Below are 17045 nucleotides of genomic sequence, written 5' to 3'. Positions count from 1 at the left end.
GTCGTGCCCGTCGGACACGGCAGCGCACCCCTGCTGCGGCCCCCCGGCCCCGACGCCCGCGAACCGGCCGCCGACGCCGGACTGCCCTTCCACAGCTGAACCCCCGTCCCCAGCGACGCCAGAGCAACGAGAGCCCCGCCGCCATGTACGAGCTGTCCCGGATCCGCCTCTACTCCATCGGGCAGCTCCCGGCACAGCGACTGCACCAGCGGCCCGATCCGGAACCGCTCGGGCCGCACCACCGGCACGTCGTGCGCGACCAGCGGCAGCGCGGTGACCGGCCCCACGCACGCGGCCAGCACGTCCCCCCGCAGCGCCTCCAGCAGCCCCTCCCGCACACCGAGCCGTTCCGCACGCTCCAGCAGCGAGGCGGCGGCGGGGGCGGAGGTGAAGGTGACCGCGTCCACCGAGCGGGCCCGCACGGCGTCGACCAGCCGGTCCAGCGGAGCGACGTCCTCCGGCGGCAGCCAGCGGTAGACGGGGACACCGACGACCTCCGCCCCCGCCTCGCGCAGCGCCTCGACGAAACCGGGCAGCGGCTCGCCGTGGAGCTGGACGGCGATCCGGCGTCCGGCGACGCCCTCGGCCAGCAGCCGGTCCAGGACCTCGGCCAGCGACTCCGACGGCGGCGACCACGCCTCGGTCAGCCCGGCGGCCCGTACCGCGCCGCGCACCTTGGGGCCGCGGGCGAGCAGTTCCACACCGTCCAGCACCCCCCGCAACTCCTCGCCCAGCCCCCAGCCCTCGGCGGCCTCCACCCAGCCGCGGAAGCCGATGGCGGTGGTGGCCACCACCGTGTCGGGGGCGTGGCCGAGCAGCGCCTCGGTGGCGCCGAGCAGCTCGGCGTCGTCGGCCAGCGGCACGATGCGCAGCGCCGGGGCGTGCACCACCGCCGCGCCGCGCCGCTCCAGCAGGGCGCCCAGTTCGTCGGCGCGCCGGGCCGCGGTGACGCCGACGGTGAAGCCTTCCAGTGGTCCGACCTGGTGCATTGGGTCCTCGTCCGCAGTCGTTCGTACGGGTCTCGCCCGCACAGCCGTGGGCGACCGAGCCTGACAAGCGCGCGTGACGCCCCCGGTTCGCCGTGGTTTCCCCAGTGTTACGCGCGCCGCCCCGCACCCCGGACCACCTCACCCCGGCCCGCGCCCGCCACAGGCGCACCCGCCCCTCACACCCCCGCGTAGGCGGCCCGCGCCTCCTCCTGCCCCGCCGCCGCGGCACGGACACGCCCGCCACCGCCCCCGGCGCCCCCGCCGGCACTCCCCGCCCCGCGCCGCAGGTATACGGCCCAGGTGACCGCCGCGCACACCACGTAGTAGCCGAGGAAGACCGCGAAGGCCCCGGTGCCGGTGCCGGAGGTGAGGAAGGACTGGCGCAGGGCCATGTTGATGCCCACCCCGCCGAAGCCGCCGACCGCCCCGATCAGTGCCATGGAGGCGCCCGACAGCCGCCGGGCGCGGACGGCGGCAGCCTCCCCGGTCAGACCCATCGCATGGGCCTTGGCCTGGAAGATGCCCGGGATCATCTTGAACGTCGAGCCGTTGCCCAGGCCGGTGAGGACGAACAGGACGATGAAGCCGGCGATGAACAGCGCCAGGGACTCCCGCACCGACGCGGCCACGACGATGCCGACCGCCCCCGTCATGGCCCCGAAGTTCCACAGGGTGACCCGCGCGCCGCCGAGCCGGTCGGCGAGCCGGCCGCCGACGGGGCGGATCAGCGAGCCCAGCAGCGGGCCGATGAAGGTGAGCGAGGCGGCCTGCAGGGGGGTGCGGCCGAACTGGTTCTGGAGCACCAGGCCGAAGGCGAAGCTGTAGCCGATGAAGGAGCCGAAGGTGCCGATGTAGAGGAACGACATGATCCAGGTGTGGCGGTCGCGCGCCGCCTCCCTCGCCGCGCCCGTGTCGTTGCGCACGGGGCCGAGGTTGTCCATGTACCGCGCGCTGAGCACCGTGGCGGCGACGATCAGCGGCAGGTAGGCGGCGAGCAGCAGCCTGGGCTGCGCGGCCCCGGCGACGGCGATGGTCAGCAGGCCGGCGAGCTGGACGACGGCGACGCCGATGTTGCCCCCGCCCGCGTTCACCCCCAGGGCCCAGCCCTTCAGGCGCAGCGGGTAGAAGCTGTTGATGTTGGTCATGGAGGAGGCGAAGTTGGCGCCGCCGACACCGGTGAGGACCGCCACCAGCATGAAGGTGGTGTACGAGGTGCCCGGTTCCATGACCAACAGCAGGGCGGTGGTGGGCGCCAGCAGCATCGCGGCGCTGATCACCGTCCAGTTGCGGCCGCCGAAGCGGGCGACCGCGAAGCCGTAGGGCACCCGCAGCGCGGCGCCCACCAGGGAGGCGACGGCGACCAGGAAGAACTTCCCCGCCGGGTCGATTCCGTACTCGGGGCCCATGAACAGGGCGAGGACCGAGAACATGCTCCACACCGAGAAGCCGATGTGTTCGGAGACCACCGACAGCGCGAGGTTGCGGCGGGCGACGCGGCGGCCCTTCCTCTCCCAGAAGCCCTCGTCCTCCGGATCCCAGTGCTCGATCCAGCGGCCCCTGCCGGGTGCGGTCGTCGGAGCGGTCATGTCGCCTCCATAGCGTCGGGTGTCGGCTCCCGACGCTATGGACGGCGCGTTTCACCCCGGTGCCGCCAGGTGACCTCCGCGCAACCTTGCTCTCACCCGGAGCCCGGAGGGGGTGTGAGCCCGGCTCCGCAGGGGGTGGGCCCGGCTCCGGGGAGAGGGCGCGCCGGGCCGCCGGACCGCGGCCGGGACGCGGGGGAGGTCAGCGCACGGACGGCGCGGCCACCCCCAGCATCCGCGCGTCCGGCTCCGGCAGCCAGGAGCCGTGGGGCCGCTCCCGCCAGCGTTCCGCCTCCGCCAGCCGCCGGGCCGCCGCCCGGAGCACCTCCAGCCCGGGGTGGCGCAGGCCGCGCCGCCAGACCATCGAGACGGGTGAGAGCGGCACGGGGTCCACCAGCGGGCGCAGCACCATGCCCGGCACCGTGGCGAAGGCCTCGCTGGCCAGCACCGACCAGCCGCGCCTGCGGACGACCCGGGTGAACTCCGCCTCCCCCTCGATCTTGGGGAAGGGCGCCGCGAGCCCTATCCCGCGGCCCGCGAAGAGGCGGCGGGCGTAGTCGGTCCACTCCGCGGTCTCGGGGTTGCCGGCCCCGGCGTACAGGGTCTCCCCCGCCAGCGCGTCCAGCGGCACCCTGGGCAGCCGGGCCAGCCGGTGTTCCTCCGGCAGCAGCACGGCCACCTTCTCGTAGCGGATCAGACGTTGGTCGAGCACGCCCAGCAGGGCCTGCTCCAGTCCGGCGACCCGGCCGAAGGAGACGTCCAGCTTTCCCTCGCGGATCTCCGCGGCGGCACCGATCAGGCCGCTGTGGTAGCGGGCGACGAACTCCAGGTCGGGCGCCAGCCGCCGGGCCTCGTCCAGTACCCGCTGCCCGGTGGAGGCCGGGGCGCCGACGTCGACGATCAGGGGGCGCTCCTCGCGTACGGCCGCGGCGTTCAGCTCGTCGTGCGCAGCCAGCACGCGCTGGGCGTACGGCAGCAGCCGCTCCCCCTCGGGGGTCAGGGACACGCGCCGGGTCGTACGGACGAACAGCACGGTGCCGAGCTGCTCCTCCAGCCGCCTTATGTCGCGGCTCAGCGACTGCTGGGCGACGAACACCCGGGCGGCGGCGCGGGTGAAGTTCAGTTCGTCGGCGACGGCGACGAAGGCGCGCAGCAGCCGGGGGTCGGTGTCTCGGGGCACGCCCCATGGTGACAACGGAAACGCGTCAATGGCCAGCCACAAAGTGTTGGACACCTCACAGAGGCCCGGCTCAGGGTGTGTACATGCCGAAATCGTCCACCGGACCCGCCCCTGTCCCGCCGCCCGCGGCCGGGTGCGGCGAACCGGCCGCCACGCCGCGCGGCCGACCCGCGGGCCAGGGCGGCCGCACCGCTCGCACGCGCTGGTTCACGCCCTACGCACGGCTGTTCGCGCCGCCCGGGACGCGGGCGTTCGCCCTCGCGGGCCTCCTCGCCCGGATGCCGATGGGGATGCTGGGCATCAGCGCGGTCATCATGATCGCCACCACCCGCGGCTCGTACGCCCTGGCCGGAGCCGTCACCGCCACCGGGCTGGTCGCCACCGCCCTCCTGGCACCGCTGGTCGCACGGCTGGTGGACCGCCACGGGCAGGCCCGGATCGCCGTCCCCGCGGTGTGCCTGTCCGCGGCCGCCTCGCTGACGCTGGTGCTGTGCGTGCGCCACGACGCCCCGGACTGGACGCTGTTCGCCGCCTACGCGGCCGGCTCCACAGCCCCCAACACCGGCGGCATGGCCCGGGCCCGCTGGGCGCACCTGTACCGCGGCTCCTCCCCGGAGGCCGAGGCCGCGCGGCACACCGCCAACTCCTTCGAGCAGGCCCTCGACGAGCTGTGCTTCATGCTCGGCCCGGTGCTGGCCACCTTCCTGTGCGTATCGCTCTTCCCCGAGGCGGGCACCCTGACCGCCACCGTCCTGCTGCTGGGCGGCACCCTGCTGTTCGCCGCCCAGCGCCGCACCGAGCCGCCCGTCGCACCGCACGACGGCCCCGCCCGCGCAACCACGCTGCTGCGCACCCCGGGCCTGCCGCGGCTGCTGGCAGCCTTCCTCGCCACCGGAGCCGTCTTCGGCGCCCTGGAGGTGGTGACCGTGGCGTACGCCGACGGGCTGGGCCACAAGGGCGCGGCGGGCGCCGTCCTCGCCCTCCAGGCACTTGGCTCGGGCGCGGCCGGACTCGCCTTCGGCGCCCTGCGCCCGGCCGGGTCGCCGGGACGGCGCTTCGCGGTCTGCGTGGGCGCGATGGCCGTCCTGATGACGCTGCCGCTGATCGCCTCGACCGCCGGCAGCCTGCTGGTGCTGGCCCCCGCGCTGCTGGCCGCCGGGATGGCGACGGCCCCCGCGATGGTCACCGGTACGACGCTGGTCCAGCGGCTGACCCCGCCCGGCCGGCTGAACGAGGGCATGACCCTGGCCGTCACCGCGCTGCTGGGCGGCATAGCCGCCGGCTCGGCGGCGGGCGGCTGGGCGGCGGAACACCTGGGCGGCTCGTGGGGGTACACGGTGCCGCCGGTGGCGGCCGCCCTCGCGGCCGCCGTCGCTCTGACCACGGCGGCCGCGACCGGGACTCCGGGGCCTCGGGCCCGGACGCCCGGGAAGCGGCGCTGAGCCACGGTCCGGGGCCCGTGTCCCGGGCGGGCCCGGAGCACGCCGAAGGCCCCGCCGTCCGTGGACGGCGGGGCCTTCGGCCCACATGGGATGAGTGGAGATGGCGGGAATCGAACCCGCGTCCAACGGTGCAGAACCAGGGCTTCTCCGAGCGCAGTCCGCTGTGATTTTCTCGGCCCCGGCGGTCACGCGGACAAGCCGCCGACAGGCCCAGTCACTGTTTGATGTCCCGTCAGCCCCCGTGACCGGGGTTAACGGTGGAGTTCCCTAGCTGATGCCAGGATCCAGGGCGGGAACGCCCCTGGGCTGACACTTCGCAGGTCGCTGCTCAGGCAGCGAGGGCGAAGGAATCGCGCTTGGTGTTGGCGATTATTTTTTTGCGGCAGATGGTTAACGAGATCATTGCCGCGTTCCTCGGCTCGCTTCCCCTGCTTCAACAGCCGCTGTCGAAACCGATCATCCCCATGTTGATTTGACAAGCTCGCCCGGCCGGAACCGGGCGGCGCTGGTGCCATTGTACGGGTCAACGCGGGAGGCCGCCAACGCATTCCCGCTCCTGCGGTGAGCCGTCCGGACGGACCGCGCGGGCCCCGTACGCACGGTTCGACAGCGCCCGGCCCGGGATTGTTCCCCGGACCGCCCCCGGCCCCCGGGCCGCGGCACGGCCGGACGGACCGCGCCGGGGCGGAGGGCGGTGTCCGCCGCGGCGTGCCCGGCCGTCAGGCGCGCTGCCGCCGGCGGGCCGCCGAGACCGCGCGCTCGGCCTCGCGGCGGTCCTGCTTCTCCCGCAGCGCGTGCCGCTTGTCGTACTCCTTCTTGCCTCGCGCCAGCGCGATCTCGACCTTGGCGCGGCCGTCCTTGAAGTACAGCTGGAGCGGGACCAGTGTCAGACCCGACTCCTGGAGCTTGCCGATCAGCTTGTCGATCTCGGCGCGGTGCATCAGCAGCTTCCGCTTGCGCCGCGCGCTGTGGTTGGTCCACGTCCCCTGGCTGTACTCGGGGATGTGCACGTTGTGCAGCCACGCCTCACCGCCGTCGAGCTGGGCGAAGCCGTCCACCAGCGAGGCCCGCCCCTGCCGCAGCGACTTCACCTCGGTGCCGGTCAGCACCAGCCCGCACTCGTAGGTGTCGAGGATGAGGTAGTCGTGCCGCGCCTTCTTGTTCTGCGCGATGAGTTTGCGCCCCGTCTCTTTAGCCATAACCCCGCCATTGTTCCACTACGACCGGGTGGCGAGGCCACTCAATACCGTGCGGGCCTCCTCCTGCGCGTCCTGCCCCGGCCGCACCTCCAGGTCCGGGACCAGCCCCCCTTCCTCGAAGGTCCGCCCGCCGGGGGTGGTGTAGTGGCCGACGGTCAGCTCGGCGACCGAGCCGTCCGGCTGCTCCCTCGGCTCCTGGACCGACCCCTTGCCGAAGGTGCGGGTGCCCACGACGACCGCCCGGCCGCGGTCCTGGAGGGCGCCGGCCAGGAGTTCGGCGGCGCTCATCGTGCCGCCGTCGACCAGCACCACCAGGGGGGAGGCGGTGTTCCCGCCCGGCCGGGCGTACAGCGCGCGCTCGGTGTCGCCGTCCCCGTACGTGGCCACCAGACCGCCGTCGAGGAAGACGGAGGCGGCCTCGGCGGCCTCGGCGACCAGACCGCCGGAGTTGCCGCGCAGGTCGAGCAGGATCCCCCCGTCCGGGGGGAGGTCCTCCACCGCGCGCCGCAGCTCCTCCCCCGTGCCCCTGGTGAACGAGTCGACCCTGACGCGGGTGACGCCGGCCGCGGAGTGCCCCGCCGCGCCGGGGGAGTCCGCCCCCAGGGGGGTGACGGTGACGGTCTCGACGCTGAGCCGGGCCCGCTCCAGCCGCTCCTCCCACTGCAGGCTCCCACGCGCGAGCCCGAGGACGACCCGGCTGCCGGGCGGGGCCCCCTCCCCCGGCGCGCCGCCGCGCAGCAGGGCCACCACGTCGGTGACGGGGCGGCCCTCGGTCCCGGTGCCGTCGACGGCGACCAGCCGGTCTCCGGCGCGTACGCCCGACTTCGCGGCGGGGCTGCCGGGCTGGACGCGGGCGATCTCGATGCGGTCGGCGCCCGTACGGCGCACGGAGACGCCCACGCCGACGTACCGGCCGTCCAGGGACTGCCGGAGCCCCGCGTACTCGCGGGCGGTGTACGCGGCGGCCCAGCGGTCCCCGCTGCGGCTGACCAGTTCCTCGGCGTCGTGCACGGCGTCCTCGTGCTGCGGGGCGCCCTGCCGCGCCTCCGCGCCGGCCGGTCCCGGGCTCGCGGGCACCACGTCACCCTCGGTGACGTCGCTCCACGATTCGGTGACGGCCCCGGTCGCCAGTACGACCGCGAAGACCAGGGTCAGCCCCGTTCCGCGGAGGATGCGGCGAGGCCGGCGCCCGCCTTCCAGGACCCGGGCCTCGGCCCGGGCGGAACCGTGGGGAACGAACTTCGGCGTACCCGACATGCTGCGGAGTCTAGGACACGGGCAGGCGTCGCACGGGAGGTTGCACGGACGGCCACGGCGTCCTTCGTCACATCCGGAGCGCGCCCGGGGGAGTTCGAACGGCCCCCGGGCGCTCCCGGATCGCGGTCACATCACACCTTCAGGTACTTACGCAGTGTGATGAAGGCGGCCAGCGCGGGCATCAGCACACCGACCACGAACACCAGCGGGAGCACCTTGAGCAGCGCGTCCCAGCCGATGAAGTCGATCAGCGGCATCTGCTCGGCCAGCGACAGGCCGGCGTCGATGAGGAAGTAGCGGCCGACCACCAGCAGCACCGTGGCGCCGGTCGCGCCCAGCAGCCCCGCGAACGCGGCCTCCGCGATGAACGGCATCTGGATGTAGAAGCTGGAGGCGCCCACCAGCCGCATGATCCCGGTCTCCCTGCGCCTGCTGAACGCCGCCACCCGCACGGTGTTGACGATCAGCAGCAGGGCGACGACCAGCATCAGCCCCATCAGCCCGAGCGCCGCGAAGTTCATGCCCTCCAGCATCCGGAAGAGGTTCTCCAGCAGGTTCCGCTGGTCCTGGACCTCCTGGACGCCCTCGCGGCCGGAGAAGGCGGTACTGATGACCTCGAACTTGGTCGGGTCCTTCAGCTTCACCCGGTAGGACTCCTGCATCTGGTCCGGGGTCAGCGAGTCGGCCAGCGGGGAGTCCTTGAACTGCTCCCGGTAGTGCTTGTACGCCTGCTCGGCGGACTCGTGGTAGACCGTCTCGACTATGTCGAGCTTGTCGAGGTCCGCCTTGATCTGGCGCTTCTGCTGCGCGGTGACCGCTCCCCTGGCGCAGTTGGGGTCGGACTCGGCGTCGTTCTCGTTGCAGAGGTAGATCGACACCTGGACCTTGTCGTACCAGAACCCCTTCATGCTGTTCACCTGTTCACGGGCGAGCAGCGCACCGCCGAGCAGAGCCAGCGACAGGGCGACGGAGACGATCACCGCGAAGGTCATCGTGAGGTTGCGGCGGAGACCGACGCCGATCTCCGACAGTACGAACTGGGCGCGCATGGCGTCCTTTCAGTGCTGGTAGCCGTAGACACCGCGCGACTGGTCGCGCACGAGACGGCCCTTTTCTAGTTCGATCACGCGCTTGCGCATCTGGTCGACGATCTGCTGGTCGTGCGTGGCCATGACCACGGTCGCCCCGGTGCGGTTGATCCGGTCCAGCAGCTTCATGATGCCGACCGAGGTCTGCGGGTCGAGGTTGCCGGTGGGCTCGTCGGCGATCAGCAGCTTCGGCTTGTTGACGAACGCGCGGGCGATGGCCACCCGCTGCTGCTCACCGCCGGACAGCTCGCCGGGCATCCGGTCCTCCTTGCCCGCCAGTCCGACCAGATCGAGTACCTGGGGAACGGACTTGCGGATGTCGCCGCGCGACCGGCCGATCACCTCCAGTGCGAAGGCGACGTTCTCCCCGACGGTCTTGTTGGGGAGCAGCCGGAAGTCCTGGAAGACCGTGCCGATCTGGCGGCGCATGTGCGGCACCTTCCAGTTGGACAGGCGGGCGAGGTCCTTGCCGAGGACGTGCACCTGCCCTTGGCTGGCGCGCTCCTCCCTCAGGATCAGCCGCAGGAAGGTGGACTTGCCGGAGCCGGAGGAGCCCACCAGGAAGACGAACTCGCCGCGTTCGACCTCCAGCGACACGTCGCGGAGGGCGGGGCGGTTCTGCTTGGGGTAGAACTTCGAGACGTTGTCGAATCGGATCACGGATTTACACCACGTCGACCTGGGTAGGGGCAGCGGAAGCCGCGGAGTGGATCCCCGTCGGTGTGGTGACCCTACGCGAATCCGCGCGGGGCCCGCAGTCGGCGTCCGCGGTTGGGGGTTTTGTCCGGCGGCGCATCAGGCACAAACCAGGCATTGGCCATGACTTTCTGCGCTCCGGGCCCGGTACTGGCACAGTGGAAGCAGAGCTTCCGACCCGCGCAGGCGGAAGCGGGAACAGAAGGCCGTCCGGTGGCGTTGGCGTTGCATAAGGAGGACATCGCATGACGTGCGACCGACTGGTGTGCGCCAACTGCGCAGGGCCGGTGAGTGAGGGCCGTTGCTCGGTGTGCCGCGCGCACCGTGAGCGGCTGCACCAGGAGAACGGGCCGTTCTCCCTGGGCTCCCTTTCCCCGGCCGCGCTGGCGGCACTGCTGCTGACCCTGATCGCCGTGGCCCTGCTGGCCCGCCAGGCCGCCGTGTAGACCGCTCCGCGGCACCGTGCGGCGGCCGTGCGGCGGCGCGCGCGTGCCGCGACGTACGAGACCGAGACCTGTGAGACGCGGGAGGGGCCCGGGACGCTGGATGCGTCCCGGGCCCCTCCTGTGCGCTGTTCCGTGCCGTCACCCGCTGTCCGGCGTGTGCGGCGCCGCGCCGATCGCTCAGGCGACGGTGTTGCGGCTCACCATGCGCGGCATCAGGCGGAAGCCGATACCACCGGCGATCATCGTGGCCGCACCGATCAGCAGGAAGGTCGTCTCGGCGGCGCCGGTCTCGGCCAGCTCCTCCTTGGGCTTCTCCTGGCTGATCGGCCTGGTGCCGACGGAGTCGGTGTCGGGGCCGCAGTTCACGGTGGACTCGTCGAGGATGCAGGTGTTCGCGTCCTCGTCCCCGCCGCCGGTGCCGCCGGTGCTGGCCGGCTGCTCGCCGTCGCCACCGGTGGAACCGCCGGTGCCGCCGGGCGAGCCGCCGTTGGAGCCGTTGCTGGTGGAGCCCTCCGAGGTCGAACCCTCGCTGGTCGAGCCCTCCGAGGTCTGGCCCTCCGAGGTGGAGCCCTCACTCGTCGAGCCCTCCGAGGTGGAGCCCTCGGAGGTGGAGCCCTCGGAGGTGGAACCCTCGGAGGTGGAACCCTCGCTGGTCGAACCCTCCGAGGTGGAGCCCTCGCTGGTCGAACCCTCCGAGGTGGAACCCTCCGAGGTCGAACCCTCCGAGGTGGAACCCTCGCTGGTCGAACCCTCCGAGGTGGAACCCTCCGAGGTCTGGCCCTCGTCCACGCCCGAGGTCTCACCGGACGTGCCGCCCGTAACGGAGACCGAGGCCGCGCCTCCGTTGTCCCCGCCCTCGGTCCCGGACTGGACGACGGCGGTCAGCTCCAGCGCCGACGCCGTGCCGACGGCGGTCAGCGACACACCTGCGAGGAACACCGCACCCGCGGCGACCCGCGCGACGCGCACCCGCGTCCTGGAATTTGCCATATGCCAACTACCCCCAGTAGTGGTCTTCGTCAGTGGGGCAGCCGTGCGGAGCTTCCTGCGTGCCGGGGTCCGTCGTGCCGAGCCGGCGACCGATCAGCGGTCGGACTCTGTCCACCCCCGTACCTACGCGCCCCGAACACGCGCGTGCCGGCCAGAATGCTTTCCCAGCCCCGACACCGCCGTCAAGCCGGACCAACCCGAAATGTCCACGGTGGGCGGGTAGTTGGGGCCCCGGCGGACCGGGTTGTGACAGAACCGACACACAGGAGCGCGGTCTTCCGGGGAAACGGCCGAACCGGCCGCCGGCCGCGGACCGGGCGGATCAGCCTGCGTTCTGCTGCTCCTGCTGCTTGCGCCAGCGGATGCCGGCCTCCAGGAAGCCGTCGATGTCGCCGTCGAGGACGGCCTGGGGGTTGCCGACCTCGTGCTCGGTGCGCAGGTCCTTGACCATCTGGTACGGCTGGAGGACGTACGAACGCATCTGGTTGCCCCAGGAGTTGCCGCCGTCGCCCTTGAGGGCGTCCATCTTGGCCTGCTCCTCCGCCCGGCGGTGCGCCAGGAGGCGGGCCTGGAGGACGCGCATGGCGGCGGCGCGGTTCTGGATCTGGGACTTCTCGTTCTGGCAGGAGACGACGATGCCGGTGGGGATGTGCGTCATCCGGACCGCGGAGTCGGTGGTGTTGACCGACTGGCCGCCGGGGCCGGAGGAGCGGAAGACGTCGACGCGGATCTCGTTCTCGGGGATCTCGATGTGGTCGGTCTGCTCGACCACCGGCATCACCTCGACGCCCGCGAAGGACGTCTGGCGGCGGCCCTGGTTGTCGTAGGGCGAGATGCGCACCATACGGTGGGTGCCCTGCTCGACGGAGAGGGTGCCGTAGGCGTAGGGCGCCTTGACGGAGAAGGTGGCGGACTTGATGCCCGCCTCCTCCGCGTACGAGGTGTCCAGGACCTCGGTCGGGTACCCCTTGCGCTCGGCCCAGCGCAGGTACATGCGCATGAGCTGCTCGGCGAAGTCGGCGGCGTCCACGCCGCCGGCCTCCGCCCGGACGCTGACCATGGCCTCGCGGGGGTCGTACTCGCCGGACAGGAGGGTGCGGACCTCCAGCTCGTCCACGGCCTTCTGGACGGCCTGGAGCTCGCTCTCGGCCTCGGCGCGCGTGTCGGCGTCGTCCTCGGCCTCGGCCAGCTCGAACAGGACCCCGAGGTCGTCGATCCGGCCGTGCAGCTCCTCCACCTTGCGGACCTGCGCCTGGAGCAGGGACAGCTTGCTGGTCACCCGCTGGGCGTTCTCGGTGTCGTTCCACAGGGCCGGGTCCGCCGCCTGCTCTTCGAGCACGGCGATCTCGGCCCTCAGCTTCTCGAGGTCCAGGACGGCCTCGATCGACTCCATGGTCGAGGTGAGGGACTTCAGTGCTTCGGATACGTCGACGACTGCCACGCCCTCCAGACTAACGGTTGCCAGGAGCTTTGCCGCCGCCCCGTCCGACGGGGGGCGGCGGCCCGCCGGCCGGGCCCCGCCGCGCGCCGGGAGCCGACCGCTCAGGGCGCCTTTGGGCGGTCCTCCTCGCTCTGCGACGGGACGGCGGGACCGCCGCCCTCCTCGCCGCCGCCGGACAGGGCCAGCCAGCCGCCGATGCCGAGCGCGGCGGCGACGGCCGTGGCCGTGACGCCCTGCCTGACCCTGCGGCGGCGCTCGGCAGCCCGGTGGCGGGCGGATCCGGCGCGCGGGCTGCCCGGGGCTCGGGGCGCGCGTGCGGTGCCGTGGGCGCCGCCCGCCAGTTCGTCCGCGCCGGGGACGCGCATGCTGGTGTGGGTGTCGCGGGTGGAGTCGGGGGCGGGCCCGCCGTGGACGAGCGGGACGGCGCCGCGGGCGGGCGCGCCGTACGGGTCGGCGTCCGCGCCGGGTCCGTACCGCCCGTCGTCGTACGCGGAGCCGCCGTGGTGTCCGCCGTGGTGTCCGTACGCTCCCTGCCGCTCGCCGCCGTAGGCGTCGGCCTCCGGCTCGGGTTCGTCGATGTCCAGCGGCGGCAGCCCCTCCAGGACCGGCAGCGTCTCCCGCAGCCGCGCGGCCATCTCGGAGGCGCGCAGCCGGGAGGCGGGGGCCTTGGCCAGGCACTGGTTGAGCAGTTGCCACAGTTCGTCGGGGATGCCGGGCAGCGGGGCGACGCGCTCGGTGACGTGGCGGCGCAGCACGGCCCCGGGGTGGCCCCCGCCGAAGGGCGTGAAACCGGCCAGCAGCTCGTACAGCACCGTGGCCAGGGCGTACACGTCGACGGAGGCGCGCGGCGGCAGGCCCTCGACGATCTCGGGGGCGACGTAGTCGGGGGTGCCGACGACCTTGCTGCCGCCGCCCCGGCTGGGCGCGTCGATCAGCTTGGCGACGCCGAAGTCGGTGAGCAGCGCGGGCGGGGCCCCGCCGGGCCCGGCCGGGCCGTGGACGTCGAGCAGGACGTTCTCGGGCTTGACGTCGCGGTGGACGATCCCGGCCGCGTGGGCGGCGGCCAGCGCGTCGGCGACGTCGGCGGCGACGGCGACGGCCACCTCGGGGGCGAGGCGGCGCTCGCGCTCCAGCCGGGTGCGAAGGTCGGTGCCGCGCACGAGGTCCATGACGAGGGCGAGGTCGTTGCCGTCGACCACCAGGTCGCGCACCTTGACGACGCGCGGGTGGTCGAGGGCGAGCAGCGCGGTGCGCTCCTGGACGAAACGGCCCACCAGCTCCTGGTCCGAGGCCAGGTCCTCGCGCAGCAGCTTGACGGCGACGGGGCTGCCCTTCGGCCCCACGCCCAGCCACACCGTGCCGGCGCTGCCCCGGCCCAGGATCCGATGGGCGGTGTACCGACTGCCGATCTTCCGTGACATGGCGACAAAACTACGCTTCCACGGGGGCGCCGCGCCCCCCGGATGGCGGCAACCGCCACCTCCGGGACGGAAATCCGCCCCGAAAGTCGACAAAGCAACCGGTCCGCCGCATCCGGGGGCCCCAGCCCCCCGCCGTCAGTTGCCCGCGGGGAGCTCCGTGGGGATGTCCGTGGGGACGTCCGAGGGGAGGTCGGTGGGCAGTTCCTCGGCCGCGTTGCCGAGCTCCGTCATCCACGTCCAGGCCTCGCCCACCCAGTCCTTGGTGTCCTCCCAGAACTGCCGGCCCTGGTCCCACCACTCGGGCAGCGGGGTGAAGTTCCACACCAGCACGCAGATCAGCACGAAGATGAGGACCATGAACAGGCAGCCCTTGAGGCAGCCGAGCCCGGGGATGCGCATGGGGCTGGAGGTGCGCTGCCGCGGCGGGCGGGGCTCACGCCGGGGCTCGGGCGGGCGCGGGGGCTCGTACCGCTGCGGCTGCGGCTCCGGCCGGTGCTGGGGCGCGGGGGCGTACGGCTGCTGCGGCTGCTGCTGCCGGGCGCGCTGCCGCGGCTGCGGCGGAGGCTGGTGCTGCTGGTGCGGGGGCTGCTGGTGCTGCTGGTGCTGCGGAGCGGGGCGGCGCTGGGGGCGGCGGCGCAGCGGGTCCTGCTCCGGGTCCAGCGGCTGGATCTGGGTCTGCTCGTTGCGGTCCCGGGCGGCGCGCAGCTGGGTCTGCCAGGGGTGCGGCTGCTCGGGCCCGGGGGCGTCGCCGCCGCCCGGGGGTGTCCCCGGGGGCATCGGCGGCATGACCTGGGTGGCGCCCTCGTCCGAGCCGCCCCGGCCGGGGCCTCCCGGACCGGGGCCGCCGGCGTGCGGCAGGAAGCTGGTGGCGGCGTCGGGGTCGTACGCGGGCGCGCCGTCGCCGGGCCGGCCCGTGGTCGGCAGCACCTGGGTCGGATCGGAGGCGCCGGCCGGGGCCTGCCCCGGCACCGGGGTCGGCGAGGGGTCGGGAGCCAGCAGCGCGGCGACGCCCATCGCGGCCTCGGCCTGCGCGGGCGTGGCGTGCACCCCGATCCCCTCGGCGACCGTCCGCAGGGCGCGGGCCAGGTTCTCGGCGCCGGGCCGCTCATCGGGGTTCTTGCGCAGACAGCGCTCGATGACCGTCCACAGCGGCAGGGGCACGTTGCCGGGGCGCTGCGGCTCCTCGGTCAGATGGCGCTGGAGGAGTTCGAGCGCGGTGCCCCCGCCGAAGGGGGGACGGCCGGTGACCAGCTCGTACAGCAGGATGCCCGCGCCGTAGACGTCCACGGCGGAGGTCTGCGGCCGGCCCTCGGCGGACTCGGGCGCGACGTACGCCGGGGTCCCGACGAACTCGTGGGTGCGGGTCAGTCCCGGGGAGTCGGCCAGGCGCGCGATGCCGAAGTCGGTGAGCATCGGGCGCAGGCCCGCGGGGTCGTCCTCGGAACCGGCGAGCAGCACGTTGGCGGGCTTGAGGTCGCGGTGGACGACGTCGTCGGCGTGGCTGGCGGCCAGCGCGTCGGCGATCTGCGCGGTCAGCAGCGCGGCGGCGACCGGCGAGAAGGGGCCGTTCTGCCGCAGGTAGCGGTCCAGGTCCGGGCCGTCGATCAGGTCCATGACGAGGGCGAGGAGTTCGCCCTCGACCACCAGGTCGCGGGTGCGGACGATGTTGGGGTGGGTCAGGCGGAGCAGGACGGAGCGCTCGCGCAGGAAGCGCATCACCACGTCCGGGTCGCTCGCCAGCTCCTCCTTGAGGACCTTGATGGCCACGGTCTCGCCGGGGTGCCCGGCCACGGCCGCCTCGGCGCCCGCCGCTTCCCTCCCCCCGAGCGCTGGCGCGCCGGGGGGCGCCCCCACGCGCGCACGCCAGACGGTGCCCGTGGCGCCGCGTCCGAGCGGCTCCTCGAGCAGGTACTTGCTCCCTACCGGCCGCACGTCATGCGCTCCCTGGTTCGTTCGGAACTGCCGGAGCCGCCACTGTACGGCGCTCCGGCGGCTCACTGTAGTGCCGTGTGCGACAGGGCACAGGCGCGAGCAGGCGCCCGTCCGGGCGCCCCGCGCCCTGTCCCCCGTCTGTCCCTGCCTGTCCCCGTGCCCTGTCGGACGCGCCGCGCGGGCGGACGGTTGCCGGTGGGCGGCCCCGGTCCGCGCGGGGGCGGCCCTCCCGGAGCGGCGGGCGGTCGTCCGGGTTCTCGCACCGGAGTGAAACGCACAGTGGACGGGCAATTACCGGCCACATTTGCGTGCACAGCCGACCAATCAAGATCATTCGACGGAGGATCGTGGGTGCGATGACGGTGGTCGGTGCGAGGATGCATCCAGCATCACGGGACTGAAGGGGCCGATGTCGATGCAGATCCGGCTGACCGTCCTCGGGCCGCGCGTCGGTCACGCGGAGCAGAGCACCGGCGGTTGCGACGTGCTGGTGACCGCCCCCGCGGGCACCGCCCTCTCCGCGGTGACCGGCGCCCTCGCGGCGGCGGCCGCCTCCGCCGGCGCCGCGCCCGCCGCGGGCTCCGGGGAGGCGGTGGCGGTGTTCTCCGGCGCGCAGCGGCTGGACGCCGGGCGCCAGATGCTGGGAGTGCCGCCGCTGGTGGACGGCGCGGTGGTGTCCCTGTACGGACCGACGGCCCCCTGGGGCCACGGCCCGGCCCCCGCCGGTGCGCGTGCCCGGCTGCACGTGGTCGCCGGACCGGACGCGGGCGGGGTCCATCTGCTGCGGGGCGGGCAGGTGAGCGTCGGCCGCTCCGCCGAGGCGGACGTGCCGCTGGACGATCCGGACGTCTCCCGGCTGCACTGCATGGTCACCGTGGCGGAGTCGGGGGTGGTGACGGTCACCGACCTGGCCTCCACCAACGGCACGACGGTCGACGGCGCCGCGGTCCACGACCGTCCGGTGCCGCTGCCCCCGGGCGCGACGCTGCGGCTGGGCGAGTCCGCCGTACGGCTGCGGGCCGGGGCGGAGGAGCTGCCGGGCGGGCCGTCCGCCCTTCCGGACGGGGAGGGGCACCTGCGGGTCACCGCGGGAGGCGCCGGCGCGGCCGGGCCGCTCCCGGAGCAGAGCCCCGCGCCCCCCGCCGGTCCCGCGGGCACCGCCACACCCACCGCCGAGACGGTCAGCGGGCTGGGCCGGGCGGCGCTACCGCCGTACGGGCCCGGGGACGGCGGTCCGGGCGGCCCCGGCGCGGCGGCCACCCCCTACGTCCCCGGGGGTCCGGGGGCGGCCGAGGAGATCGAGCACGGCCGCGCCGACCACCCCTTCCCCTCCGGCGGCGGCACCCACGGGGCCGGGATCGCGCCTCCCGGCGTCGGCCAG

The 17045-nt window shown here is 74.0% G+C and carries 14 protein-coding genes and 1 other RNA gene; 3 read left to right on the top strand and 12 right to left on the bottom strand.

Annotated elements, in window-relative coordinates; translation table 11 throughout:
• The 3 genes from ACLIYP_RS23900 to ACLIYP_RS23890 all read right to left on the bottom strand — a co-directional run.
• On the bottom strand, window positions 1-989 hold a 989-nt coding region (locus tag ACLIYP_RS23900), incomplete at its 3' end, for a uroporphyrinogen-III synthase (protein WP_412715182.1).
• 176 nt (window positions 990-1165) lie between these two features.
• The gene (locus ACLIYP_RS23895; RefSeq protein WP_412715181.1) at window positions 1166-2575 is read right to left on the bottom strand and encodes an MFS transporter; all 1410 of its coding nucleotides are present in this window, start codon (window positions 2573-2575) and stop codon (window positions 1166-1168) included.
• Between the two features lie 199 nt (window positions 2576-2774).
• Entirely contained in the window at window positions 2775-3752 is a 978-nt protein-coding gene (locus ACLIYP_RS23890) for a LysR family transcriptional regulator (RefSeq protein ID WP_412715180.1), read from the bottom strand.
• An 83-nt stretch (window positions 3753-3835) separates the two neighbouring features.
• On the opposite strand from ACLIYP_RS23890, the gene ACLIYP_RS23885 reads away from it, so the two are divergent.
• On the top strand, window positions 3836-5194 hold the full coding sequence (locus ACLIYP_RS23885) for an MFS transporter (RefSeq protein WP_412715179.1): 1359 nt from the start codon (window positions 3836-3838) through the stop codon (window positions 5192-5194).
• A 92-nt stretch (window positions 5195-5286) separates the two neighbouring features.
• Here the strand turns inward: ACLIYP_RS23885 and ssrA are convergent.
• The 5 genes from ssrA to ftsE all read right to left on the bottom strand — a co-directional run bounded on the left by ssrA (window position 5287) and on the right by ftsE (window position 9398).
• Window positions 5287-5658: a transfer-messenger RNA gene (gene ssrA / locus ACLIYP_RS23880) on the bottom strand.
• 255 nt (window positions 5659-5913) lie between these two features.
• The gene (gene smpB / locus ACLIYP_RS23875; protein ID WP_093654092.1) at window positions 5914-6393 is read right to left on the bottom strand and encodes an SsrA-binding protein SmpB; all 480 of its coding nucleotides are present in this window, start codon (window positions 6391-6393) and stop codon (window positions 5914-5916) included.
• 18 nt (window positions 6394-6411) lie between these two features.
• Complete coding sequence (locus ACLIYP_RS23870) at window positions 6412-7650, bottom strand: S41 family peptidase (RefSeq protein WP_412715178.1); 1239 nt, start codon at window positions 7648-7650, stop codon at window positions 6412-6414.
• A 131-nt stretch (window positions 7651-7781) separates the two neighbouring features.
• Entirely contained in the window at window positions 7782-8699 is a 918-nt protein-coding gene (gene ftsX / locus ACLIYP_RS23865; protein ID WP_412715177.1) for a permease-like cell division protein FtsX, read from the bottom strand.
• A 9-nt stretch (window positions 8700-8708) separates the two neighbouring features.
• Window positions 8709-9398 carry a cell division ATP-binding protein FtsE gene (gene ftsE / locus ACLIYP_RS23860; RefSeq protein ID WP_093654086.1) on the bottom strand — a complete coding sequence of 230 codons (690 nt, stop codon included), beginning with the start codon at window positions 9396-9398 and terminating at the stop codon, window positions 8709-8711.
• Between the two features lie 281 nt (window positions 9399-9679).
• On the opposite strand from ftsE, the gene ACLIYP_RS23855 reads away from it, so the two are divergent.
• On the top strand, window positions 9680-9880 hold the full coding sequence (locus ACLIYP_RS23855) for a hypothetical protein (protein WP_410538365.1): 201 nt from the start codon (window positions 9680-9682) through the stop codon (window positions 9878-9880).
• 177 nt (window positions 9881-10057) lie between these two features.
• On the opposite strand, the gene ACLIYP_RS23850 is transcribed toward ACLIYP_RS23855, so the two are convergent.
• The 4 genes from ACLIYP_RS23850 to ACLIYP_RS23835 all read right to left on the bottom strand — a co-directional run bounded on the left by ACLIYP_RS23850 (window position 10058) and on the right by ACLIYP_RS23835 (window position 15664).
• Window positions 10058-10870 (bottom strand): hypothetical protein, encoded by an 813-nt coding sequence (locus ACLIYP_RS23850; RefSeq protein WP_412715176.1) that lies wholly within the window; start codon window positions 10868-10870, stop codon window positions 10058-10060.
• Window positions 10871-11192: 322 nt separating this feature from the next.
• A complete protein-coding gene (prfB, locus tag ACLIYP_RS23845) occupies window positions 11193-12311 on the bottom strand; it encodes a peptide chain release factor 2 (protein ID WP_412715175.1) in 1119 nt (372 codons plus the stop codon).
• A gap of 101 nt (window positions 12312-12412) precedes the next feature.
• Window positions 12413-13732 (bottom strand): serine/threonine-protein kinase, encoded by a 1320-nt coding sequence (locus ACLIYP_RS23840; RefSeq protein WP_412715174.1) that lies wholly within the window; start codon window positions 13730-13732, stop codon window positions 12413-12415.
• 135 nt (window positions 13733-13867) lie between these two features.
• Window positions 13868-15664, bottom strand: a complete 1797-nt coding sequence (locus tag ACLIYP_RS23835) for a serine/threonine-protein kinase (protein WP_412715173.1) — start codon at window positions 15662-15664, stop codon at window positions 13868-13870.
• Window positions 15665-16073: 409 nt separating this feature from the next.
• Between ACLIYP_RS23835 and ACLIYP_RS23830 the strand changes: the two genes are divergently transcribed.
• On the top strand, window positions 16074-17045 hold a 972-nt coding region (locus ACLIYP_RS23830), incomplete at its 3' end, for an FHA domain-containing protein (RefSeq protein WP_412715172.1).

It is taken from the genome of Streptomyces nanhaiensis (assembly GCF_046614825.1).
Lineage (GTDB): Bacteria > Actinomycetota > Actinomycetes > Streptomycetales > Streptomycetaceae > Streptomyces > Streptomyces radiopugnans.
Note: the sequence above shows the minus strand (reverse complement) of the source record. Positions and strands in the feature narration are given on the sequence as shown.

Bases quoted from the DNA above. Each gene is read 5' to 3' on its own strand.
- ACLIYP_RS23850 (WP_412715176.1), bottom strand. From the start codon at position 10,870: ATGGCAAATTCCAGGACGCGGGTGCGCGTCGCGCGGGTCGCCGCGGGT.
- ACLIYP_RS23895 (WP_412715181.1), bottom strand. From the start codon at position 2,575: ATGACCGCTCCGACGACCGCACCCGGCAGGGGCCGCTGGATCGAGCAC.
- smpB (WP_093654092.1), bottom strand. From the start codon at position 6,393: ATGGCTAAAGAGACGGGGCGCAAACTCATCGCGCAGAACAAGAAGGCG.
- ACLIYP_RS23885 (WP_412715179.1), top strand. From the start codon at position 3,836: ATGCCGAAATCGTCCACCGGACCCGCCCCTGTCCCGCCGCCCGCGGCC.
- ACLIYP_RS23840 (WP_412715174.1), bottom strand. From the start codon at position 13,732: ATGTCACGGAAGATCGGCAGTCGGTACACCGCCCATCGGATCCTGGGC.
- ftsX (WP_412715177.1), bottom strand. From the start codon at position 8,699: ATGCGCGCCCAGTTCGTACTGTCGGAGATCGGCGTCGGTCTCCGCCGC.
- ACLIYP_RS23870 (WP_412715178.1), bottom strand. From the start codon at position 7,650: ATGTCGGGTACGCCGAAGTTCGTTCCCCACGGTTCCGCCCGGGCCGAG.
- ACLIYP_RS23855 (WP_410538365.1), top strand. From the start codon at position 9,680: ATGACGTGCGACCGACTGGTGTGCGCCAACTGCGCAGGGCCGGTGAGT.